Consider the following 22,585-nt stretch of genomic DNA (forward strand, 5'->3'; position numbering starts at 1 on the left):
CGTCTATTGCGTCAAGCCGGAGAGCGGACGCCTCATATAAGTTCAGGCGCGTTTGATAATGCGCAGAATAATCAGCAGGATTGCCGCACCGATAAAGGCGTTGACGATGTCCTGAATAAGGCCGCCACCGACCGAGAAACCCAGGCGCGGCAAAAGCCAGCCGGCGAAAAATGCGCCAATGACACCAACAATGATATTGCCGAACAGTCCGAAACCGCCGCCTTGTACGATCTTGCCAGCAAGCCAGCCTGCGATAAGGCCGACGAACAGAAACGCGATGAGACTTCCTACTTCCATCCCTCAATCTCCTTTTCGGGCTGTTTTATCCAGCACAGCCGATGCGACAGTTTGACAACATGTCGCCGCACCGCACAAGAGGGCAACGCTCTATCTGGCAAAAATCATCCCGCAAGATGCTGGAAAGTCGCGACAACCTGATCGTAAAGCTTACGCTTGAACGGTACGATCAGTTGCGGCAGTTCCGCCATCGGCCTCCATTGCCACTGATCGAACTCAGCCGTATGCCCACCCGGCGGCGGATTGATTGCGATCTCACTCTCATCGCCCTCAAAGCGATAGGCGAACCATTTCTGAGTCTGACCGCGATATTTTCCCTTAAGTGCCAACCCCATAAGATGCGCTGGCAGATCGTAGTTGATCCAGTCGGGCGCTTCTTCCAGCAGAGTGACCGACTGCATACCTGTTTCCTCGTAAAGCTCGCGCAAGGCGGCCGCTGCCGGATCTTCACCTTTGTCGATACCACCCTGCGGCATCTGCCAGAGCTGCGTGGCCCCATCCATCTCACCCTCGGGCATGACGATGCGCCGTCCGGCCCAGACCAGCCCTTGCCTGTTGAGAACCATCAACCCGACGCAGGGCCGGTAAGGCAGGCTTTCGGGATCGACCGGGATTTTACGTTTTGACATTGCATACTCCAAGGTGCTGCATTCTTCGCACTATAGGCAATTCTCTATCGCCTGGTTATTGTAGAATAGATGATATCTGTATCAGAAAGAAAAACGCGGAAGCAAAGCTCCCGCGTTTTCGATATTTTCTGACATCTTCTGAAATCAGTTCAGAACGCCTTTTTTCGGATCCGGCGGGAAAGCGGCGTTGGCTACTTCACCACGCAGAAGTTTCAGCGCTTCATTGAGCTGAATATCGTCTTTTGCCTCAGCCGGAACATAGGCCGAAGAACCGGACCCATTATCGTCTTCGGCGTTGCCCTTGATATGGCCCTTGAGTTCGGACTCGCCGCGAACGACATCCTCTCCCTTCAGCTCAGGCGGCAGCGGTTGCTCGACCTTGATGTCCGGCGTTATGCCCTTGCCCTGGATCGACTTGCCCGACGGCGTATAATAAAGTGCTGTGGTCAGACGCAACGAGCCATTCTCGCCAAGTGGGATGATCGTCTGCACCGACCCCTTGCCGAAGGATTGCGTGCCCAAAACCGTAGCGCGGCGATGATCCTGCAATGCGCCGGCGACGATTTCCGAGGCACTGGCCGAACCGCCGTTAATAAGCACGATCACCGGTTTGCCGCTCGTAAGGTCGCCCTTGCGGGCATCAAACCGGGTCACGTCCTGTGGGTCACGACCACGGGTCGACACGACTTCACCCTTGTCAAGGAAGGCATCGGAAACAGCGACTGCCTGATCAAGCAAGCCGCCCGGATTGAGCCGCAGATCAAGCACATAACCCTTTAGCCTTTCGCCCGGCAGCTTTTCCTGAATATCCTTGATGGCCTTCTTGAGATCTTCAGCAGTCTGTTCGGTAAAAGAAATGACGCGAAGATAACCGACATCGTTCTCGACGCGATATCGAACCGCCTTGACCTTGATGACCGCACGCTCGATCTTCAGCGTTATCGGCTTGTCGGCTTCCTTGCGCAGGATCGTCAGCTCGATGGGCTCCCCGACAGCACCACGCATCTTTTCGACCGCATCGGCAAGACTTAAGCCCCGCACTTCCTGACCGTCTATCTTGGTGATAAGGTCGCCAGCCAGAACGCCGGCCTTGGATGCAGGCGTATCATCGATAGGCGCGATAACCTTGACAAGGTCATTGTCCATGGTCACTTCGATGCCCAAGCCCCCGAACTCACCCTTTGTCTGCACGCGCATATCCTGCGCGGCTTCCGGGTTGAGATAGGAAGAATGCGGATCCAGTGAGGTCAACATGCCGTTGATTGCGTTTTCTGTCAGCTTCTTGTCATCGGGCGGCGTCACATATTGCGCGCGCACACGTTCGAAGATGTCGCCAAACAACGCCAGATCCTTATAGACATCGCTGTCTTTGGCGGCGGCAAAGGCACTGGAAGCCGGTGCGCCCTGGACCATCACAATGGCTGATGCTCCCATAAGGGCCCCGGCGAACAGCAGTGACAGTTTACGTATCATTTTCACGTCCTTCCAGAAAGCCGTTCGGACCACCATGGGGCCGGATCAACGGGTTTTCCATCCTTTCGAAACTCAATGTAAAGCAACGGCGCGCCATTGCCCACCTCTATCGGTGCAACACTTGCGAGAAGTTTTTCTCCCATTGCGCCAACCGGCTCTCCAGCAAGCACGAACTGACCCTGCGATACGTCGATTCGCCCCATACCTGCCATGACGATATGATATCCGTTGCCTGCATCAAGTATCAAGAGTTGACCGTAAGAACGGAAAGTCCCCGCATAGAGTATAACGCCATCGGAAGGTGACGTAATCGTGGCGGAAGGCTGGGTTTCAACCACCTGCCCCATCATCGTGCCTCCGGCGCCATCCTTCTGTCCGAAATTGCGCGCCGTCTTACCTGCTGCCGGTAGAACGAGCCGTCCCTGCAATGACGCAAAATCGGTCTGCGCACGCAAATGGCTGTTGTCGGGCACCGCTTCTCCCGCCCTTTCGCGCGCCGCAGCAAGCCTGTCGGCTTCTGCCTTTCGCGCTGCATCCGCAGCCCCCCGCACGCTTGCCATCTGCTCATCAAGCGAGCTGATCAGCTCCTTGAGGCTTCCGGCTTTCGCCGCGAGCGCTTCGGACTGTTTACGCTGTGCCATCAATTCCTGCTCAGAGATGGCGTGCAATTTTTTCTTCTCTTCAAGAAGAAGTGATTGCCGCTTGTGCTCTTCCGCCTGTTCCAGGCGCGCCTGTTGCAGCTTTTGCTGTTCCTGGGCGATGGAGGCGGTAACACGCTGCATGTCCTTGAGGTCGCCCGTCAGCTCTTCCACCTGCTGGCGCATTTCGGGCACGACTGCTCCGAGCAACACAGCACTCCTGACCGATGCGAGCGCATCGTCGGGACGCACCAGAATGGCAGGCGGCGGGTTTAATCCCATGCGCTGGAGCGCTGCCAGCACTTCCGCCAAAACTCCGCGCCGTGAACGCAGCGAGGCACGGATGCCGTTCTCCTGTTCGCGCAACGCTGCCAGCTTGTCGGCGATATCCGATATATCCTGCTGTAACTTCTTGTCAGTTTTGGCAGACTGGATCAGTGCTGCCGTTATCGTGTCCTGATCTTTTTTCAAACCCGAAACTTCGTCTTCAAGCTGTTTCAGCTTGTCGCCGGTGAGGTTAAGTTCGCTGCTGAGTTTTTCAAACTCACTCGCCGCCTCGTCGCGTTTGGTTTGCAAAGCGTCCTGCGCCTGCGCCGGCAACATGACGAATCCAATGCCCATCGCGACAAGACTTGTCCGAACAAAAGCGGACAATTGTTGGCGGCTGAAAAGACAAAAAGGGACCATGCGTGTTCTATTCGGGTAAGACGGGACGAATAATCGAAGACATTAGCGATAGAGCGTTAACGAAACATCGACCATATTGGAAGCTGCGAAAATACAGGCTATATGCGGCTTTCTTTCGATCAATTGCGCATCACAATGAGCAAAAACAAACCACAGGCTTTAACCGATTGGCGTCAAGGGCGCGGCTATGTCCATAGCTTTGTCTGTGATCGCATCGCCGCAGCACAATTTTGTAACCGCGCTCTGATCGTAAAGGCGCTCAAAGAGGCAGGATTGGCCATCCTTAGACAGACGGCTGATGATATCACGATTCTCGACCCCGATACGGGAAACAGTTTTACGCTGCGCGGTACGATCTATCGCCGCAACTGGGTTTACAGCCAATCATAAACATCAATTGTTACGAGCGATGATAAGGATGTCCGGCCAGAATGGTCGCGGCGCGATAAAGCTGTTCGGCAACCAGAATACGGGCAATTTGGTGCGGCCATGTCAACTCACCAAGCGCAAGAACAATATCTGCGCGCGACCGTAAGGCCGCATCGTGCCCATCGGGCCCACCGATAGCGACAATAAGCTGGCGTTTGCCGTCGTCACGAATTTGCCCAATCCGCTTGGCAAAGCTTTCTGAATTCAGCGCCTTGCCGCGCTCGTCCAGCAGAATGAGGGCCGCACCATTGTCGAGCGCTTCATGAACGCGCTGTGCTTCCTCGGCCTTGCGCAAATCGGCTGTCTGTCCGCGGCTCTCGGGAATTTCGCTGACACCTGAAAATTCAAGCCCCAGCGGAGGTCCTGCCTTGGAAAAACGGTCGAAATAACGCTCCACCAATTGCTGCTCGGGGCCGGCCTTCATCCGACCCACGGCAAAAACACTCACGCGCATGACGCTTTACGCCCCGCTCAAATCCGACTTGATCAATGCACTGTTTCCAGTGCCCACTCGTCGTCGAATTTATCATCGAGCCAGATTTTCTCGATATTGTAGAATTCGCGCACTTCCGGTCGGAAGACATGAACGACAATATCACCGGTATCGATGAGCACCCAATCGCCACCCTCGAGCCCTTCGACCCGCATATCCTTGCAGCCGACATCGCGCAGCGCCTGCAGGATATGATCGGCGACTGCCGCAACATGACGATGCGAGCGTCCCGACGCAACGATCATATAATCGCCGAGCGAAGATTTTCCGCGAATGTCGATGGGAATGATGGATTCTGCCTTGGAGTTTTCAAGACTGGCCAAGGCCGCGTCGAAAGTCTGGGACACGAAAGCTGCTTCGTCCATCCCGACCGTGGAAGGCGCGTGGTGAGCCTTCTTCTCAATTGCTGTTCTCAGTGGATTTCCTTTCAGACAAGAACAACGCAGTACGGCAGTTATAAGCACCGCACGCATCTAAGATAGGCAGAGTCTGTGTATTGTTTCAAGTGCAGACGAATCTGCAAGCGTTCACTTTTTAAGTTTCTGCCCGCGTAAGGCCGTAGAAGACAGTTGCGAGCGTGGTCCGTGGATAAAAGTCCAGACTGGCGGCTGACGACGTGCCAGCATTGGCGCGTAATATTCATCGAGCCGACTATCGGAGAAGGTCTGCGCCATATGCGATGATAAATAAGCAAGCGTCGAACCGGGGCGGTCTATAACCGCAATCGGGAAGTTCTGCGCGATTTCACGCCAGCGCTGCCAGCGGTGAAATGAAGCGAGATTATCCGCGCCCATAACCCAGACGAAATGCACACCCGGATTGGCATGGGCAATCAGCGCCAGTGTATCGGCTGTATAACGCACGTTGAATGCAGCCTCCAGCGCAGTAACCTTTATACGTGGATCGGAGGCCACTTGCTCACTGAGCTTGATCCGCTCGGCAAGCGTGGCCAGTTCGCGACGATCCTTCAACGGATTGCCGGGCGTGACCATCCACCAGAGCTGGTCGAGCCTCAACCGCCGGACAGCAATTTCAGCAACCAACGCATGGCCCTGATGGGGGGGGTTGAACGATCCGCCGAACAACCCGACCGTCATTCCCTTTTCGACATGCGGCATGCGCAGATATTGCGCATCTACGCCTGGGTAACGTGCTTTCAATGCGCATAACCCGAAGCCGAACCGCATCAGGACTTGATCCTTGAATGGAAGCAGCTTTCAGACAGAACCATGACGGGGCTAACCTCGCACCTGACCATTGCCGCGCACGCGATATTTGAACGAGGTCAGTTGTTCGACACCGACCGGCCCGCGCGCATGCATCTTGCCGGTTGCAATGCCGATTTCAGCCCCCATGCCGAACTCGCCGCCATCGGCAAACTGCGTCGAAGCATTGTGCAGGAGGATGGCCGAATCGATCTCGTTGAAGAAGCGCGCGACAACACCGCCATCTTCCGCCACGACTGCCTCGGTATGATGCGAGGAATAGCGGTTGATGTGGTCGATTGCGCCTGAAACGCCATCGACCAGCGCAACCGATATGATTGCGTCGAGATATTCCGTTGACCAGTCTTCTTCATTTGCGGGCTTTGCGTCTGGATAAAGCGCCCTCACCTCATCGCTACCGCGAATTTCGCAGCCCTTTGCGGCAAGATCGCGCAAAACTGGTTTGAGGTGCGTCTGAGCCACGGCGCGGTCAACCAGCAGTGTCTCGGCGGCACCGCAAATGCCGGTACGCCGCATCTTGGCGTTGACAGCAATGGCACGCGCCATGTCGCAGTCGGCGGAACCGTCGATGTAAAGATGACAGATACCTTCAAGATGCGCGAAAACAGGCACGCGCGCTTCCGACTGGACGCGCGCGACAAGGCTCTTGCCCCCACGCGGCACGATCACATCGATTGCACCGTGCAAGCCTTTAAGCATTTCACCCACGGCCGTACGATCCGTGACCGGAACGATCTGGATTGCATCCTCTGGAAGACCAGAAGAGCGAAGACCGCTCACCAAAGCCTTGTGAATAGCCGCTGACGAATGCGCGGAATCCGATCCACCACGCAGGATCACCGCATTTCCTGCCTTGAGGCAAAGCGCGCCGGCGTCGGCAGTTACATTTGGGCGGCTTTCGTAAATAACACCGATGACGCCGAGCGGTGTGCGCACCCGCTCTATATGCAGCCCATTCGGACGATCCCATTCGGCGATCACAGCACCAACGGGATCCGGCAAGGCGGCAATGGTGCGGATACCATCGGCGATGCCCTGAATACGGGCATCATCAAGCCGCAAGCGGTCGATGAAGGATGCGGCCATGCCGCTTTTTTCCGCTTGGTCAAGATCAAGTCTGTTGGCGGCAAGGACGGCATCTCGGCTTGCAAGAATTGCGCTGGCTGCTGCTTCCAACGCTTCGTTCTTTTGTTGAGGCGACGCAATGGAAAGCGGACCGGCAGCGGCTTTGGCCTTGCGGCCAACCTCTGCCATGATGTCTGCAATATCGGTTCCGGCATCCACTTTATCGAGCATTCTGTCCTCTTATGCGGCTTTAACTTCACTGGCGGTACGCACCACCAGATCGTTACGATGGATCATGGCAGCACGAGCATCATAACCAAGAATCGCTCCGATCTCATCGCTTTTATGCCCGGCAATTTTGCGCGCGTCCTGGGCATCATATGCGATCAGTCCGCGCGCGATTTCCCGTCGGTCCTCACCAAGCACTGCGACCGTATCACCCCGCTCGAAATGCCCTTCGATATCGCGCACTCCGGCAGGCAGAAGCGACTTGCCGGATTTGAGCGCCTTTGCGGCACCCGCATCGACCGTCAAGCGGCCAGCAGGTTCCAGATTACCGGAAATCCAGGTCTTCCACGCATTCACCGGCATGTGCGACGGCTCGAACAAGGTCGCTCTTTCGCCCCTATCGATAGCCGAAAGCGGCCCCATGCGCACGCCTGACGTGATGATCATTGCAGTGCCGGCCGCATTGGCTATTTTGCCTGCATCAAGTTTGGTCTTCATGCCACCGCGCGATAATTCAGATGCGGCAGCACCCGCCATGGCCTCGATCTGCGGCGTGATACTTTCGACCAGCGGCAGGAATTGCGCATCCGGGTTCTTGTGCGGGGGAGCGGTGTAGAGCCCGTCAATGTCGGAAAGCAGGATCAGAAGATCAGCCCCCATCATGGTCGCGACACGTGCGGCCAACCGGTCATTGTCCCCATAGCGGATTTCGGTCGTAGCGACCGTGTCATTCTCGTTGATAATCGGCACTGCGCTGAGCTTCAAAAGCGTCTCAATGGTAGCACGGGCATTAAGATAGCGGCGGCGCTCCTCGGTATCGGCGAGTGTCACCAGAATCTGGCCGGACTTGATGCCATGACCTCCGAGCACATCTGCATAAGCCTTGGCGAGTGCGATCTGTCCTGCCGCCGCAGCCGCCTGACTTTCCTCAAGCTTGAGTGTTTTCTTCGGCAGACCCAGAACCGTACGGCCCAGAGCAATCGCGCCCGATGAAACCACCAGCACCTCAACGCCGGCATGGTGCAGCGCTGCTATATCCTGCCCAAGGCTTTCCAGCCAATTCTGCTTAAGGCCGGACGTGCGGTCCACCAAAAGAGCGGAACCGATCTTGATGATGATGCGGCGATAATCCCTGAGTTGTCTCAACATGTTGTCATTCCTCGCCGCATCGTAAACTAATTCCCGACTGTCTGCGAAGCGTCGTCATCCTCGCTCGTTCCAGCTTCCGCCGCACGGCTCTGATCGATGATACTGGCAAGCCTACGCAACGTATCGTTCAATCCTTCGTGGCTGACCGCAGACAGCAAAAGCGGCTCATGCCCGCAAGCCTTTTTCAGCGCCTTGACCTTCGCCTTTCGTGCATCGGGATCAAGTGTATCGACCTGCGAAAGCGCCACGATCTCGGGTTTGTCGGCAAGGCCATGCGCATAGGCTTCAAGTTCGCCGCGAATGACCTTGTAGGCCTGACCGACATCGTCTTCCTGCGCGGAAACCAGATGTAGCAGCACACGCGTGCGCTCGACATGACCGAGAAACCTGTCGCCAAGCCCCACGCCCTCGCTCGCCCCTTCGATGAGGCCCGGAATATCCGCGATAACAAATTCGCGGCCGTCAACGCGCGCAACCCCAAGGTTGGGATGCAGTGTCGTGAAGGGATAATCGGCAATCTTCGGCTTTGCCGCCGTCACACTTGCCAGAAACGTCGATTTTCCAGCATTGGGCAGACCGACAAGCCCGGCATCGGCGATGAGTTTCAGTCGCAGCCAGATCGTGCGTTCGATGCCTTCCAGCCCCGGATTGGCGCGGCGTGGCGCGCGATTGGTCGAAGTGGTGAAATGCAGGTTACCGAAGCCGCCATTACCGCCTTTGGCCAGACGATAGCGCTGGCCGATTTCGGTGATGTCACAAATCAGCGTTTCGTTGTCTTCTTCAAAAATCTGCGTGCCGACCGGCACCTTGAGCACGACATCGTCGCCCTTGCCGCCGGTCATGTTGCGGCCCATGCCGTGCATGCCGGTCTTGGCACGGAAGTGCTGCTGATAACGATAATCAATCAGCGTGTTGAGACCATCAACCGCCTCAACCCAGACATCGCCGCCGCGCCCGCCATCACCACCATCGGGGCCACCGAACTCAAGAAACTTCTCGCGCCGGAACGACACGGCCCCTGCCCCGCCCGCGCCGGAGCGGATATAGATCTTGGCCTGATCGAGAAATTTCATTGAACCTAACCTCTTGGATACCCGCTTTCCGGCGGGCTTTGCGGCATCAGCCACTTTAGATAAGTCTTGAACACCGTGTACCGGAAACTGCATGGCAGTCACGGTTTTAATGCTCCAGAATTCATTTAGCGCAGAACATATCCACACGATCCCACGCAATTACAGCAAAACCCCTTTTCTGCAAACAGATCACGTCAAGGTTTTTATGGAACGGACTTTCCGCTATATGCGGTCCAATTGATATAAAGCCGCAAATCATCCAGATATTGCTCTTCGAAGAGCCTCTTGCGACGAGATGATCCTGGGATATTTTGCAGGATCATCTCAGGCTCCAGACATGCTGGCTATGACTGCCAGTCTCTCAAACCGATCCAGGTGCGCCGATCGAGAACGTAACGCTCGATCGGTACGTTTCCTGCAGCGAGCGAATCCGCCATGCCGAGACCGAAGAACTGGAAGCCGCACTTGTGAATCACCCGGCGCGATCCACTATTACTGGCGCGGCAAGAGACATGCAGCCGTTCGATCAGCGTTGCACGAAATGCAAGATCGATCAGTGCATGTGCGGCTTCAGTCGCATAGCCATAACCCCAATAAGGTTCACCCAGCCAATAGCCGATCTCCAGACCATCGCCGTGTTTATGTGGATGGATGCCGCAACACCCCATAAAGATGCCGGTATCGGACTGCGTGATCGCGTAAATGCAATTTCCCATCTCGCCTTTTCGTACGCGTTCGACAAAGTCGGTCGCGTTCTCACGCGTATAAGGATGCGGCATGCGGGCGAGCATGACCGAGACGCGAGGACTATTGGCAAGATAGGAAATGGCATCCACGTCTTCGTCATGCGGTGGACGCAGAACCAACCGTTCAGTAACGAGGACGGGGCAATCCAGGCCCGGTATCGTATCGGGCGAAAGAGGAGCGAAGCTGGTCTCCAGCGCGCTACAGCAATCCCTACATTCTTCTTCTAAAACTTCGACAACCATTTTTCTGTCCTCCAGATGCAAAAAGGGAAGATGGTGGCCCATCTTCCCTTCGATCTTTTGGCTGGTCGCCATATTTACCGGGTCCGATGGACGCCGGTATTTATGAGTGCCCGGCTTACTCTGCTGCTTCCGCGATCGGGTCTACCGACACGTAGGTGCGGCCCTTGGCTTTCGTACGGAAAGACACGGAACCGTTCGTGGTTGCAAAAATGGTATGGTCCTTGCCGAGGCCGACATTGGCACCCGGATGCCACTTGGTGCCGCGCTGACGCACGATGATATTGCCGGCAAGCACAGCTTCGCCGCCAAACTTCTTCACGCCCAGGCGTTTGGATTCTGAATCGCGACCGTTACGCGAGGAACCACCAGCTTTTTTATGTGCCATTGGTATTCTCCTTAATCTTTCCAGAGCGCTTACGTTAAAGTCGAATTTCCGTAATTGCTCTATCTATTTGTTAATCGCATTTTCCTAGAACGAACTGCTCAGCAGTCCCCTCCGAAATGCGTTGATTTACTCGGCCGTTTCAGCCTTGGCTGCAGCCTTCTTAGGCGCTGCCTTCTTAGGCTTTGCGGTTTCGCCTTCTGCTTTGGCAGCGGCAACCTTCGGAGCCTTCTTCTCGGCGGCCTTCTTGGAAGGCTTGGCGCCTTCTGTGAGGATTTCCGAGATGCGGATGGTCGTCAGTTCCTGACGATGGCCGCGGGTGCGCTTCGAATTCTGACGGCGGCGCTTCTTGAACGCGATGACCTTACGGGCACGACCCTGCTCGACGACTTCCGCTGTGACCAGCGCGCCTTCGACAGTTGGAACACCGATGGTCGAGCCGACCATCATAACTTCTGCGAATTCTACAATATCACCAGCTTCGCCGGCAACTTTTTCGACCTTGATCAGGTCATTTGCGGCAACGCGATACTGCTTGCCACCAGTCTTGATGACTGCGAACATTTGTTATCCTTTCGGTGTTCGGTCCGACTCTCATGCACGACGGCATTGGCGCCGAAGATATGGGTCGTCTTTTTATCAGTCGTTAAATTATCTGTATATATTCAAAGTCTTGCGACTTACAGGCTGATGCCGGAAACTACCGGAAACACCATCCAGAACAACAGGCTTGCCCTACGGCCCACCTAAGGTCCGCCGCTTATAGGGTTGAACAAATGAGAAAGTCAAGAATTTTAGGCTCAAAATGCAAAATAGCTCTTGTCTAATCGCGTCCTGGCCGCTATTGAGCCGACGCACGCTTGGCGTTCGCTTTAAATGTTTGCGCTCATATGGTCCATTCAAGACCATTTGATAGCGCCCATAATGCGGAGAGGTGGCTGAGTGGTCGAAAGTACCGCACTCGAAATGCGGCGTGGGGGTAACTCCACCGTGGGTTCGAATCCCACCCTCTCCGCCATTACCTTCGTTATAACTTACTGATTAAATTAGAATCTTCGATGCTTGATCGGAGATTGAGTACGTGCGAATCGCATGGAAGAGTCTGTCATTTCAGGTTTGGAACTCATCTATCTTTTCAAAAGAAAAAGACGGGCGCCTTCCTTCCGCCGTGGCGAGCATCGGTATTTGGAAATCCGCAGCAAGAGTATACGAAAAACTGGTGTCCGCGGTGCCAATACCCGACCCCGACCGGCGGCGAAGCTATGAGGCAAGCCAAGCAGGCGAATTGAAAACTCCGATTCGCGCGATTGATTACATTTCATCCGTTCGGGAGTATCGCGAAGTATCAGATCGGCATTTTGTCGCCATTTAAAGATTTTTGACGCCAGTTGCCAGCCGTCGTTAAGCCGACCTGTTCAGGCTCCAGATGAGATAAGGCCCACCGATCATAGACGCGAACAAGCCTAGCGGAAGCTGATAAGGAAATGCCACAGAACGCGCCATCCAGTCAGCAAAGATCATAATACATATCCCAATGGCAATGGAACCTGAAAGGTGCCACCCGGCTCGCATGAAGCCCGCCTGCCGCGCAAGATGCGGGGCCATCAGCCCGATGAAGGAAAGAGGGCCGATAAAAAGTGTTGAAGCTGCCGAAAGAGCAGAAGCAATCAGGATCAGCAATAAGGATGAAAACCTCACATTCAGTCCGATGGCACGGGCACGCGCATTGCCAAGCGGCATGATATCAAGCCATCTTATCATGAACACGATCGGGACCATCGCAAAAATCGCCGTGAAGGCCAGCAATAAGGCGTCCTGTGGCGTAACCCTTTGCGTAGAACCACTCATCCAGCTTAACAGTGCCATTGTTTCAGCACCGCCGCGCGCCATAATCAACGTTAAGAATGCGCCGGAGATTGAACCAGTTGCAATGCCGGCAAGCAACAGACGTTCTGTATTGAAGCGATAGCGCGCGGCGAGAGTGAGAATGATTGCCGCCGCAATCAATGAACCGGCCAATGCGCCGTTGAACTGCGCCTCTTTTCCCGGCGCTGTCATCAAGAGCAGAACGGCTGCCAATCCGACCCCCGCACCCGATGAGATACCAAGCACTTCAGGGCTGGCCATCGGATTGCCGAGTGTTCTTTGCAAAATACATCCAGCCGTTGCCAGCATGGCTCCAGTGCTTATGGCTGCCATAAGGCGGGGCCAGCGCCAGGGCATGATGGTGTCCAGAAGCGGTCCTTGTGTGATGGCCCAACCATCGGGGCTCCTCGAGACAAACAATGCAAGCGGTATCAGCAGCAGAGCAAGAAAGGCAATGGACAAGATGATCAAACCCGGACGGCTGACACGACGAGGGTTGAGTGCTGCGGTTGCCTGAAGCGTGCTTTTGATATTTGGGAGAAGCCAAAGCAGCAACGGTCCGCCCAATATTGCGGTTACGGCACCTGTCGGTACGAACGTACCGTAGAAAATGGATACAAAATCAACCAATCCATCCGTCAGAAGCAACAGAAGCGCGCCTATGGCCATGGATGAGAACAGTATTTGTCGCGCCGTTCTTGCTCCGGCCATCCGTGCCACATTGGGGGCAACGAACCCAATGAACCCGATAATACCAACTTCCGCCGAAATACTGGTCGCCAGAAAGACGGCAAGAATCAACACCGCCGCACGAATTAAGGTCACCCCCATTCCAAGCGCTTTTGCGGTGCTGTCACCAAGGCTGAGCAAATCAAGCGGACGCAGCAAAAGGACGGCAAGGATCAACGTGATGAGTGTTCTTGCAATTAGCGAAAGCGCCGGCCCCCAGCCTGTCTGGTCGAGAGAACCGCTCCCCCAGATGAAGAGTGACATAAGATAATCGCCATTGCTCAAAATGATGGTCGCGCTCAATGACGCCGCGATCAGAGAGAACATCATGCCACTGATGATAACGCTGACAGGCTCCAGATTCTGCCGCCAGGAGAGCCCGAGCACAATCAGCAGCGATAGAACGCCGCCGGTGAAAGCAACCGGCGAGCGCGCGACTTCCATAAGAACCGGCGCATAGATCGTCGCCACGGTCATGGCGAGCTGTGCGCCTGCCATTATTCCCAATGTTGAGGGGTCAGCAATGGCATTGCGCAATACTCTTTGTATCAATGCACCCGAAAGCCCCAGCGCAGCACCGCAGATCAATGCGATTGCAAGACGCGGCAGGACACTATGGGCGAAAATGATCTGCTGCAAAACCGCGCCTTTTGCCGGCAGATTTAAATATATCCGCATAGCCGTCAGCATTAAAGCAACCATGAGCAGCGCGATTAGGACCATCCCTCGCCCAACCATGGCGCGCGGTAGAGTTTCAAGCCTCATGGCCATTCCCGCAGCGCCTCTTCTAGTAATCTTGCAAACCGCCGCGCGGTGGGTAGACCACCAAATGGATTGATCGGATCAAGTGTGAAAACGCGTCCGTCGCGTACCGCCGGCATTGCCTTCCACAAAGTACTTTGCGGCAAGGCGCGACGTGCATCCGGAGGAATGGGGGAAATTATAATCACGATCGCATCGGGATAATCGACCAGAGTTTCGATACTGATGGGAGCTGTTGCCGAATAGCTGGTGCTGGCCCAGGCAGAGCTAAACCCCATCATTTCAGCCACCACCCCGAATATGGAATCGCCACCGAAGACACGGATATGTTTCGCATCGCCTATGTTGATGATCAATAAGGGGTGTTGTCTATGCCTGGCTATCCGCTCACCGCTCTGCCGGATAAAATCTGCGGTCTGTCCAATATAGGAATCAGCTTTGTGTGAAAGATCGTAATCGTCTGCCATTGCACGTGTGGCGACCTCGGCCTCGGCGTAAGGCGACTTACCGGTCATATATATGGGCAGCGAAACAACGGGCGCGATCGGTCGCATCAGATCATTGGCCCATGCAGTATAATTTGAGCCGTAGATTTTCTCTGGCTGGAGAGATGCAAGCAGCTCGAAATTGATCGAGCCACGCAAACCAAGATCAACGATCCCGTCAGGCAGGGGTGGCTCAATCACCAACTTGCGGTAGTTTATAAGCTCAACCGCCGCTATTGGCGCCACACCTAAAGCGAGGCTGGTTTCAACCAGCGCCCAATCGACAATAGCAACAGGCTTTTTAAGGAAGGTTTCAAGAGCCGCAGCCTCTGCGGACTCAATATCTGCGGCCAAAAGCGGCATTGCGAACGTTGCGCCGGCACAACACATAAAGTCCCGGCGATTGATCATTACATCACAATGTTTCATTATGGAGCCTGTTGCCCTTATGCCTTTCATATATGACAGGCATCGGTTCTATTCGCTGCTTAATCCGGCCGAAAAGAAGTCGAAAAACGGTAGACAATGCATATAACGAACATGTTTAGAGCGCCGACCTGACTTTAATCAGACCGGCGCTCCTTACACAGTTATTACCATGAGTAACCGACATTAGCGATAATGGAACGACCTTCGCCATAGAAACAGCCGAAGTTACAGCTTGCGACATAGCGTTCATCACCGAGATTGGTGAAGTTGAGTGCAGCGTTGAAATTATCCTTCTGGTAACGGATGGCCGCGTCGAACACAACGGCGGAAGGCATGCGGATCGTGTTGGCAACATTGCCATAACGGCTACCGAGATAACGAACGCCTGCGCCCAGCGAAACACCCGCAAGAGCCGTGTTTTCATCGAAGCTGTAATCGGCCCATAAAGAGGCACTATGTTCAGGAACATTTGCCGGACGATTGCCGCTTGTATTCGAGGTAGCGGTTGCATCGCCCTCTACGATTTTTGCATCTGTATAGGTATAATTGCCAACCATCGACAGGCCATTACCGAGACTTGTCGTTCCTTCGAGTTCGAAACCGCGTGAGCGCACCTCACCGTTTTGAACTGTCAGGTTCTTGCCTGAACTGTCCGCCTCTTTGTTGGTTACATTGGTCTTGGTCAGGTGATAAACGCTTGCCGTAAGGAAACCGTCCCAGCCGTCTGGCTGGAACTTGACGCCCGCTTCATATTGCTTGCCCTCTGATGGCTTTAGCATATCCCCTGTGACATCGTTTACACCGGAGACCGGGTTGAACGATGTTGCATAGCTCAGATAGGGGGCAATGCCATTATCAAAACGGTAAATCGCTCCGGCGCGACCGGTCAGCGCATGTTCGTCAACGCTTTCATCGTTTACCAGGTCACGCGTGCTGGTCCAATCCTGACGCAGCCCCAGTGACACTGACAGCCTGTCATATTTTATCTGGTCCTGAACATACAATCCGGTCTGCTGCAAACGCACCTCGGATATATTCCCCTTTGCCGGATCATAAATGATTGGAGTGCCATAGACTGGATTGAACAGATCAATCGTTGTCTGAGCAGCAGAAAAATTCGAGGAGCGCCATTGCTTATTGTTTCGGTAATCAAGCCCGAAAATGGCAGTATGATCGAGAGGACCGGTAACGAAGTTTGCTTCGAGTTGGTTATCGACGCCAAAGCTGTCGATCTCTTCCGATTGCACGCTCGCTCCACGGGTCACCGTTCTCATATCCGCATCGAGCTTTGAATAATACAGATTGTTATAATCGTTCTTGAAAGACAGATACTGGAAATTCTGACGGAATTCGAAAGTTTCGTTGAAACGATGGCGCAACTCATAGCCTATGGTTGCAAGTGTGCTTTTGTTGTCATTGAAATCAGGTTCACCCAGATAGCGACTGATGGGGATGCTTCCATTGGGGTTGAAATCAAGCGTTCCTTGCTGCGGCAATCCTATTTGTGAAGTACCCTTGTCGCGTTGCAGACTGGCGAGAATGGTCAGCGATGTATCTTCGTCGGGTGCCCATGTGACTGCTGGCGCGATGTAAAAACGGTCGTCATTGGTGTAATCCTGCTCGCCGTCGGCCAGTCGGCCCAAAGCCGTCAGACGGTAGGAAATGTCGTCACGGAAATTGCCACCGATGTCAGCCTTGGCGACGTAGCGCTTGTTCGTGCCCCATTCCAGTCCGACATTGCCGAACTCCTGAAAAGTCGGGCGCTTGGATATCAGGTTGATGATGCCGCCCGGCTCGCCCTGCCCGTAGAGGACCGACGCGGGACCACGCACGACATCAATGCGTTCCAAACCGTAAGGTTCAAGGGCAATGACGCCAAAATCACGAATGAAACGGAACGAATTCAGATAGACACTCTGATTGCCCTCGAAGCCACGGATGATCGGGCTGAAATAGCGAACATCGTTACCGAAAGGCTGGGTCGCGAGGCCGGAAGTGTAATTCAGTGCCTGACCGAGATTCTGGACATTACGATCCTCCATCTGCTTTGACGTCACAACCGAAACCGATTGTGGAAGCTCGATCAGAGGGGTCGCTGTCTTGGACCCTGTGGCAGTTACGGTCGCAACATATCCGTCAACAGGACCAGTCGCCTGAAGCGCCTTATCCTTTACCCCTTTGCCGCTGCCGTCAACGACGATGGTTTGCAGTTGCACCGCATCCTGCGCATAAAGCGGGTTGACGATAGCCGTGGTCATAAGGGCGGCTAATGGATAAATTTTCCTTTTTGGGGAGTTTACGAACATTTGCTATCTCGACGGTTTTAAAGTTGTGTGATTTCGTCAACTTCTAACCACTTTGCTGCCACATTAAAAGCTTTATTAATGCGTTTTACAGGATGAATTTCTCGTGGCAAAACACCTGTGTGATATTACTGCAGTTTAGACCATATCGGATATGGTCTAAAGGAGGAAATCTCATCAACGCCCGATATCTGCGCCCGCCGTGTCGTGTATCTGCGTTTTCTATATGGAGGACATGTATCCGGTCTTCAATCTTAGAAGCGAGCGACAACAAGCGGGCGGGCCGAGCGTTTGAATAGCGCGATAGAAGCTAAGATGTTGCGCCGCCCCGAGAGTGTACAATTAGCGACATAATAGGAAGGCGTCCACCACGCACTGGCGGACGGAGACCGTCTATCACTTTAACTAAAAGCCTCCGCCGTCGTATCCATTCGAAGCCCGGACTGCCCTTTCATGGTACTCTATATAACAATCAGCCCGCCACCTTTGGCAGATCGTCCTTCAAGCCAAGCGAAGCTTTAAAGTTTTCTGGTAGTCGGTGAGGTCTATTGTATGCCTCGAGGTGCCCGATTGAACGGCTGCCCACACAACGGCAGGCGCAACCTCACTCAATAGCCGGGGATCGAATGGCGAAGGAATGATATAGTCTCGACCGAAAGAAATATCTTTATCGTGAATACGCTTTACACTTTCAGGCACCGCCGAACGAGCTAACTCAGCAAGAGCGAATGCACAGGCAATTTTCATCTCATCATTGATTTCTCTCGCTCGCGCGTCGAGCGCTCCGCGGAAGATATATGGGAAGCAAAGTACATTGTTCACCTGATTGGGATAATCGGACCTCCCGGTCGCAATAATCGCATCGCTACGGGTTTCAAAGGCTTCCTCCGGGGTTATTTCAGGGTCTGGATTAGACAAGGCGAAGATAATCGGGTCATTAGCCATGGACCGGAGCATTTGGCCTGTCAGGGCCCCCTTGACCGACACTCCAATAAACACGTCCGCACCGACAAGTGCTTCGGCTAATGTTCTCGCAGGGGTGTCGACTGCCAGTTCGGACTTCCAGCGGTTCATCCCTTTCTCGCGCCCAGACCATACGGTCCCCTGCGAGTCGCACAGGATAGTATTTTCCGGACGAGCACCGATCGCGTGCAAGAGCTTCAAGCATGCAATTCCGGCCGCACCCGCACCATTGAGTACGATTTTGGCTTTGTCGATCGTCTTGTCTGCAAGCATCAGCGCATTCATCAAACCGGCCGCCACGATGACGGCTGTTCCGTGCTGGTCGTCATGAAACACAGGAATATTCATCATTTCCTTGAGCTTCTCTTCGATCAGGAAGCATTCAGGGGCTTTGATATCCTCCAAATTGATGCCGCCAAATGTCGGCTGCATCATGTGGATCGCCTTGACCAATTCGTCCACATCCTCCGAGTCCAACTCGATATCGACGGCATTAATATCCGCGAAAAGTTTGAAGAGAGCTGCTTTGCCCTCCATCACGGGCTTGGACGCGAGGGCACCAAGATTGCCTAGCCCCAAAATTGCCGTACCGTTGGAGATTACGGCAACCATATTGCCTTTAACAGTATAGTCGTAGGCAGCGTCAGCACATTTCCCGATGGCCTGAACAGGGTGCGCCACACCCGGGCTGTAAGCCAACGATAAGTCACGTGGCGTCCGCAAAGGCTTTGATGCAACAATCTGGTATTTTCCAGGACTGGGTTCGAGATGGTAGGCAAGCGCCTCATCCGCGGTGACATTAATCTTGATCATCGCAGCACTCCGAAGATTTGATTATTGATCAGAAACGGCGTCAATGGTGCCCGGCTAATGGCCGGGCACGTCGACAAGGTCACCTATCCCTTTGCGATTTTGAGCTCCGGACGGTGGCACCCATAGCCTATCGAATTACATGAACCGATCAGCGCCGCCGGACGCCTCGATCGTATCGCCGGTCACGAAGCCATTCCTGTTGGAACTCAGGAAGGCCGCGATCGCGGCGATTTCGCGGGCCGAACCCGCGCGTCCGATCGGTGTGCATTCAGCAGAGATGCGAGCGATCACATCGTCATCCGACAGATCCGCAAACTCCGCCCGCGAACGGCGAACCGCCGGCACCATATTATTCGCCCAGTTGTCGGTTGCCACTGCGCCAATGCCGATTGCGTTAACGAGGATGCCGTCTTTCGCAACTTCCAGAGCAAGCGACTTCGTCAAGTTGTTGATCGCTGCGCTTAGAACATGTGAGACGAACAGCTTAGGATTGGGATGAATGCCTCCGATTGAAGACATATTGACGATGCGACCCCATCTGCTTTTCTGCATGTGTGGGATTGCCGCCTTGCAAAGCCGCCGCATGGAGGTCAGCTTTACCGCGGTCATCTCCTCCCAATCCTGATCCGTAGACGCCATCAGGCCACCAGCATGGGCGCGTCCAGCATTATTGACCAGAATATCGATACCGCCAAATGTTTCGATAGCACGCTCGACAATTAACTGAGCTGATTCCGGCTTTGAGACATCTGCAGCCAGGGCCACGACGTCGCCGGAACGACCAGCGGCCGCTATTGCGAGCTTGTTGACAGCATTGGCCAGCCGCCCCTCATCTCGCGCGACAACAAGTACGCGCGCGCCATTGGTGAGAAGCTCTTCCGCAACGGCAAAGCCGATACCGGCGCTTGCTCCCGTTACGATAGCTACCTTGCCTTCTATTTCGAGGTTCATTTCACGTCTCCTTTTTGGAATTTTCGATTGTCATTTGGGAAGAGGTTTGCCGCGGGTTTCCGGCAGGAACCAGAGTGCAAAAATCGCCACGACATAAAGAAAGACCATTGAGAGAACTGTCATATGAAAGCCTCCCAAAGTCGAAAACAGGAAGGCGGTCATGATCGGAAGAGGGAATGAGACCAATCGGGCGAGATTGAAGACGATGCCTGATGCGGTTGACCGGACCTTCGTCTTGAAAAGTTCGGGCAGATAGATCGGCATCCAGGAGAAAACACCGAGCGTAAACATGCCCAGAATGAAGACCGACACCAGCGACCACGTCAGAGTCTCAGGCACATAGGCCTGGATTATACCTGCACAAATCGCACCGCCAAACATAGCGAACATGTAGGGCTTACGACCGATGCGATCAGCGATGAAGCCTGCACTGATGTAGCCGACAATAGCACCACCATTGTACACGAGCGCGCTAATGGCCGCCCAGGAACTTGCATTCAGCCCCTCTTTTACCGCAAGACCGCCAATGTGGGGGCCGATGAGTGCGGATATTCCGTAGAATACAGACACTGTTACACCTGCCATCACCAAGGTGGCGATCGCACGTTTCAGTCCTTCCGGATCGCCGAACAGCATCGCCAAGCGGGATCCCTTTTGAACTTTAATCGTATCATCAGGCGCAGGTTCTTTGACCGCGTCCAGCCAAACCTTCGATTCCGGAACCTTCCGGCGGATATATAAAAGGACGAATGCAGGCAGCACGCCAATGAGGAACATCAAACGCCATCCGTCCGCCCCAAAGCTTGGCTGGATAAACAGCCATAGACCGGCAGCGAGAAAAAAACCAAAACCATAGCCGGACTGCATGATGCCAAGGGCTTTAGCACGTGCCCGGTCTGGCCAGGTTTCAGCCACCAGCGCAGTTCCGGTACTCCACTCTGATCCCAAAAAGACGCCCGTAAGGAAGCGCAGTATGATGAGAATTGTCCAGGTGGGGCTGAATGCAGTCAGCGCCGTCAGCACAGAGTATCCAGCAATTGAAATCATGAGCATAAGCTTGCGGCCGACCCGATCTGCCATAATACTGCCGATCGTGCCGCCGACGGCCCACCCCAGTAGGGTCGCACCGATCGCATATCCAACGGCAACCCTGACTTCGTCGGGTGTCGGATTGTTGAGCAGCGACATCGCTGCAATACCGCCAACCAAGATCAAGGTGCTGGTTTCAAATCCGTCGAACATCCAGCCGATAAAACTGCTGCCGAGTGTTCGTCGTTGAATTGGACCTATCTCTTGAACTGTATCTTCACTCATTGCGTCCTCCCTAATGACCTTACAGACGACAGGTCTCGCTCCAGCTCCCCTCAATGAGAAGCTGCCCCACCCCGTCTATGTTTGAGAATTCCTTAACCCAATCGAAACAGCTATTCCGGTTTTCCTGTGCGCATTCGTCGGTTGAAAATCGGCAACGCCAAACCGAACACCTCGAACCGGGACAGGATCAGCAGCAGGAAGCCAGATGCGCCCGCCCGGTTCAAACGGCCGACATCGCCAGACAGCAGCGCTTCCCGTTCTGCCTCGGTGAAAGGCATAGTCTGCACGGCAGACTCTGGTGACGTCAGGATAAGCTTGCGAAACTCCTTGTCGTGTAGAACGCGGCGACAAAGGGTGTGAATGAGGTAAATATTCATTGAGCACTCCTTACGTCCCAGGCGGCGAAGGCGTTGCCCAATTGCGGCTGATCTATCAGTATTGCCGGGGTTTGATTCCCGACGAGACCTAAAGCGATAATCCAATTGAGAAGTTCGCCAGCGACATTGCCCGCTTCGAGCATACGGTCCTCAGTCGCCTGTGAGACAAGATCATCATAAAGGCCGGTCTTGATTTCCTGAAGAATCCACGCAGCCCAAGAGGGATCGGGAACACCAAAAGTCTTGTCAACCATGACTCTTGGCCCCCCGATTTCCAGGCTTAGAGATCCGCTAGTGACGACTGCAACGCGGGCATCGCTATCCCAAGACCGTATCGCCTCTCCAATCGAACGACCCAGAGCAAGGCATCTTGACGCGACTGGCAATGGTGGAACGACGCAGTTTATGAAGATGGGTACGATCGGCAGATGCATATCTGGGGTTAAGAAGTGGAGCGGCACGAGCGCACCGTGATCGATTTGGAAATCGACTGTAGAAGAGAAATCGAAGCCAGCAGCAACCATGCTCGACAAAAGATGTTTCCCAGCCGCAGCTTCCACGCGAACATCGTACCAAGGCATGCCAGGAGTCTGATCGTTTGGTCCAGCCGTCGCCTCAGCAGTACCGATGGCAAATGTCGGCCAGTTGTCGAAGAAAAACGTGTTGAAGTGATCGTTGTTGACCGTAACAATCACATCCGGTTTCGAAGCCTCAAAATGAGCGCGTATTTCCGAAAAATAACGCACGGCCTCCGACTTCTCACCGTTGAGCTGCGCGTCGGCGACAAAGCTCGGTGTGTGTGGGACGGCATACACCGCGACAAGTTCAGCCAAAG

Annotated in this window: 22 protein-coding genes, 1 tRNA gene and 1 pseudogene; 3 read left to right on the forward strand and 21 right to left on the reverse strand. The window is 54.4% G+C overall.

Going from position 1 to position 22,585, the window contains the following annotated elements; genetic code table 11:
* Positions 1-42: 42 nt before the first annotated feature.
* The 4 genes from AAIB41_RS16625 to AAIB41_RS16640 form a co-directional block, all read right to left on the reverse strand.
* On the reverse strand, positions 43-297 hold the full coding sequence (locus tag AAIB41_RS16625; protein WP_343315117.1) for a GlsB/YeaQ/YmgE family stress response membrane protein: 255 nt from the start codon (positions 295-297) through the stop codon (positions 43-45).
* Positions 298-401: 104 nt separating this feature from the next.
* On the reverse strand, positions 402-926 hold the full coding sequence (locus AAIB41_RS16630) for an RNA pyrophosphohydrolase (RefSeq protein WP_343315118.1): 525 nt from the start codon (positions 924-926) through the stop codon (positions 402-404).
* 144 nt (positions 927-1,070) lie between these two features.
* The gene (locus AAIB41_RS16635) at positions 1,071-2,399 is read right to left on the reverse strand and encodes a S41 family peptidase (protein ID WP_343315119.1); all 1,329 of its coding nucleotides are present in this window, start codon (positions 2,397-2,399) and stop codon (positions 1,071-1,073) included.
* Between the two features lie 2 nt (positions 2,400-2,401).
* Entirely contained in the window at positions 2,402-3,658 is a 1,257-nt protein-coding gene (locus AAIB41_RS16640; RefSeq protein ID WP_343315120.1) for a murein hydrolase activator EnvC, read from the reverse strand.
* A gap of 201 nt (positions 3,659-3,859) precedes the next feature.
* Between AAIB41_RS16640 and AAIB41_RS16645 the strand changes: the two genes are divergently transcribed.
* Complete coding sequence (locus AAIB41_RS16645) at positions 3,860-4,114, forward strand: hypothetical protein (protein ID WP_343315121.1); 255 nt, start codon at positions 3,860-3,862, stop codon at positions 4,112-4,114.
* Between the two features lie 10 nt (positions 4,115-4,124).
* Here the strand turns inward: AAIB41_RS16645 and rlmH are convergent, their stop codons facing one another.
* From rlmH to rplU, 9 genes are all read right to left on the reverse strand, one after another.
* Positions 4,125-4,607: a 23S rRNA (pseudouridine(1915)-N(3))-methyltransferase RlmH gene (gene rlmH / locus AAIB41_RS16650; RefSeq protein WP_343315122.1), complete on the reverse strand. Its 483-nt coding sequence runs from the start codon at positions 4,605-4,607 to the stop codon at positions 4,125-4,127.
* 32 nt (positions 4,608-4,639) lie between these two features.
* A complete protein-coding gene (gene rsfS / locus AAIB41_RS16655; protein WP_343315123.1) occupies positions 4,640-5,011 on the reverse strand; it encodes a ribosome silencing factor in 372 nt (123 codons plus the stop codon).
* Between the two features lie 162 nt (positions 5,012-5,173).
* Positions 5,174-5,833 carry a nicotinate-nucleotide adenylyltransferase gene (locus AAIB41_RS16660; RefSeq protein ID WP_343315124.1) on the reverse strand — a complete coding sequence of 220 codons (660 nt, stop codon included), beginning with the start codon at positions 5,831-5,833 and terminating at the stop codon, positions 5,174-5,176.
* 51 nt (positions 5,834-5,884) lie between these two features.
* Positions 5,885-7,168, reverse strand: a complete 1,284-nt coding sequence (locus tag AAIB41_RS16665) for a glutamate-5-semialdehyde dehydrogenase (RefSeq protein WP_343315125.1) — start codon at positions 7,166-7,168, stop codon at positions 5,885-5,887.
* A 9-nt stretch (positions 7,169-7,177) separates the two neighbouring features.
* Positions 7,178-8,314 carry a glutamate 5-kinase gene (gene proB / locus AAIB41_RS16670; RefSeq protein WP_343315126.1) on the reverse strand — a complete coding sequence of 379 codons (1,137 nt, stop codon included), beginning with the start codon at positions 8,312-8,314 and terminating at the stop codon, positions 7,178-7,180.
* A 26-nt stretch (positions 8,315-8,340) separates the two neighbouring features.
* On the reverse strand, positions 8,341-9,387 hold the full coding sequence (gene obgE / locus AAIB41_RS16675; RefSeq protein WP_343315127.1) for a GTPase ObgE: 1,047 nt from the start codon (positions 9,385-9,387) through the stop codon (positions 8,341-8,343).
* A gap of 344 nt (positions 9,388-9,731) precedes the next feature.
* Complete coding sequence (locus AAIB41_RS16680; protein WP_343315128.1) at positions 9,732-10,376, reverse strand: GNAT family N-acetyltransferase; 645 nt, start codon at positions 10,374-10,376, stop codon at positions 9,732-9,734.
* Positions 10,377-10,491: 115 nt separating this feature from the next.
* The gene (gene rpmA, locus AAIB41_RS16685) at positions 10,492-10,761 is read right to left on the reverse strand and encodes a 50S ribosomal protein L27 (protein ID WP_343315129.1); all 270 of its coding nucleotides are present in this window, start codon (positions 10,759-10,761) and stop codon (positions 10,492-10,494) included.
* A 126-nt stretch (positions 10,762-10,887) separates the two neighbouring features.
* Positions 10,888-11,322, reverse strand: coding sequence for a 50S ribosomal protein L21 (gene rplU / locus AAIB41_RS16690; RefSeq protein WP_343315130.1), 435 nt, complete (start codon positions 11,320-11,322; stop codon positions 10,888-10,890).
* Between the two features lie 364 nt (positions 11,323-11,686).
* On the opposite strand from rplU, the gene AAIB41_RS16695 reads away from it, so the two are divergent.
* Together AAIB41_RS16695 and AAIB41_RS16700 are read left to right on the forward strand one after the other, a co-directional pair.
* Positions 11,687-11,776 (forward strand) — tRNA-Ser (locus tag AAIB41_RS16695).
* Positions 11,777-11,839: 63 nt separating this feature from the next.
* The gene (locus tag AAIB41_RS16700; RefSeq protein ID WP_343315131.1) at positions 11,840-12,130 is read left to right on the forward strand and encodes a hypothetical protein; all 291 of its coding nucleotides are present in this window, start codon (positions 11,840-11,842) and stop codon (positions 12,128-12,130) included.
* Between the two features lie 29 nt (positions 12,131-12,159).
* Here the strand turns inward: AAIB41_RS16700 and fhuB are convergent, their stop codons facing one another.
* From fhuB to AAIB41_RS16740, 8 genes and pseudogenes are all read right to left on the reverse strand, one after another.
* Positions 12,160-14,118, reverse strand: coding sequence for a Fe(3+)-hydroxamate ABC transporter permease FhuB (fhuB, locus tag AAIB41_RS16705; RefSeq protein WP_343315132.1), 1,959 nt, complete (start codon positions 14,116-14,118; stop codon positions 12,160-12,162).
* Positions 14,115-14,963: an ABC transporter substrate-binding protein gene (locus tag AAIB41_RS16710; RefSeq protein ID WP_343315133.1), complete on the reverse strand. Its 849-nt coding sequence runs from the start codon at positions 14,961-14,963 to the stop codon at positions 14,115-14,117. The genes fhuB and AAIB41_RS16710 overlap by 4 nt, the downstream gene beginning before the upstream one ends.
* A 230-nt stretch (positions 14,964-15,193) precedes the next feature.
* The gene (locus AAIB41_RS16715; RefSeq protein WP_343315134.1) at positions 15,194-17,287 is read right to left on the reverse strand and encodes a TonB-dependent siderophore receptor; all 2,094 of its coding nucleotides are present in this window, start codon (positions 17,285-17,287) and stop codon (positions 15,194-15,196) included.
* A gap of 573 nt (positions 17,288-17,860) precedes the next feature.
* Positions 17,861-19,108, reverse strand: a pseudogene (locus AAIB41_RS16720) (malic enzyme-like NAD(P)-binding protein); the annotation flags it as partial.
* 135 nt (positions 19,109-19,243) lie between these two features.
* The gene (locus AAIB41_RS16725; protein ID WP_343315135.1) at positions 19,244-20,059 is read right to left on the reverse strand and encodes an SDR family oxidoreductase; all 816 of its coding nucleotides are present in this window, start codon (positions 20,057-20,059) and stop codon (positions 19,244-19,246) included.
* A 30-nt stretch (positions 20,060-20,089) separates the two neighbouring features.
* Positions 20,090-21,373, reverse strand: a complete 1,284-nt coding sequence (locus AAIB41_RS16730) for an MFS transporter (protein WP_343315136.1) — start codon at positions 21,371-21,373, stop codon at positions 20,090-20,092.
* Between the two features lie 110 nt (positions 21,374-21,483).
* Positions 21,484-21,750: a hypothetical protein gene (locus AAIB41_RS16735; protein ID WP_343315137.1), complete on the reverse strand. Its 267-nt coding sequence runs from the start codon at positions 21,748-21,750 to the stop codon at positions 21,484-21,486.
* Positions 21,747-22,583 carry an extradiol ring-cleavage dioxygenase gene (locus AAIB41_RS16740; RefSeq protein ID WP_343315138.1) on the reverse strand — a complete coding sequence of 279 codons (837 nt, stop codon included), beginning with the start codon at positions 22,581-22,583 and terminating at the stop codon, positions 21,747-21,749. The genes AAIB41_RS16735 and AAIB41_RS16740 overlap by 4 nt, the downstream gene beginning before the upstream one ends.
* Between the last annotated feature and the right edge of the window lie 2 nt (positions 22,584-22,585).

The sequence above is a fragment of the Brucella sp. BE17 genome (genome assembly GCF_039545455.1).
Lineage (GTDB): Bacteria > Pseudomonadota > Alphaproteobacteria > Rhizobiales > Rhizobiaceae > Brucella.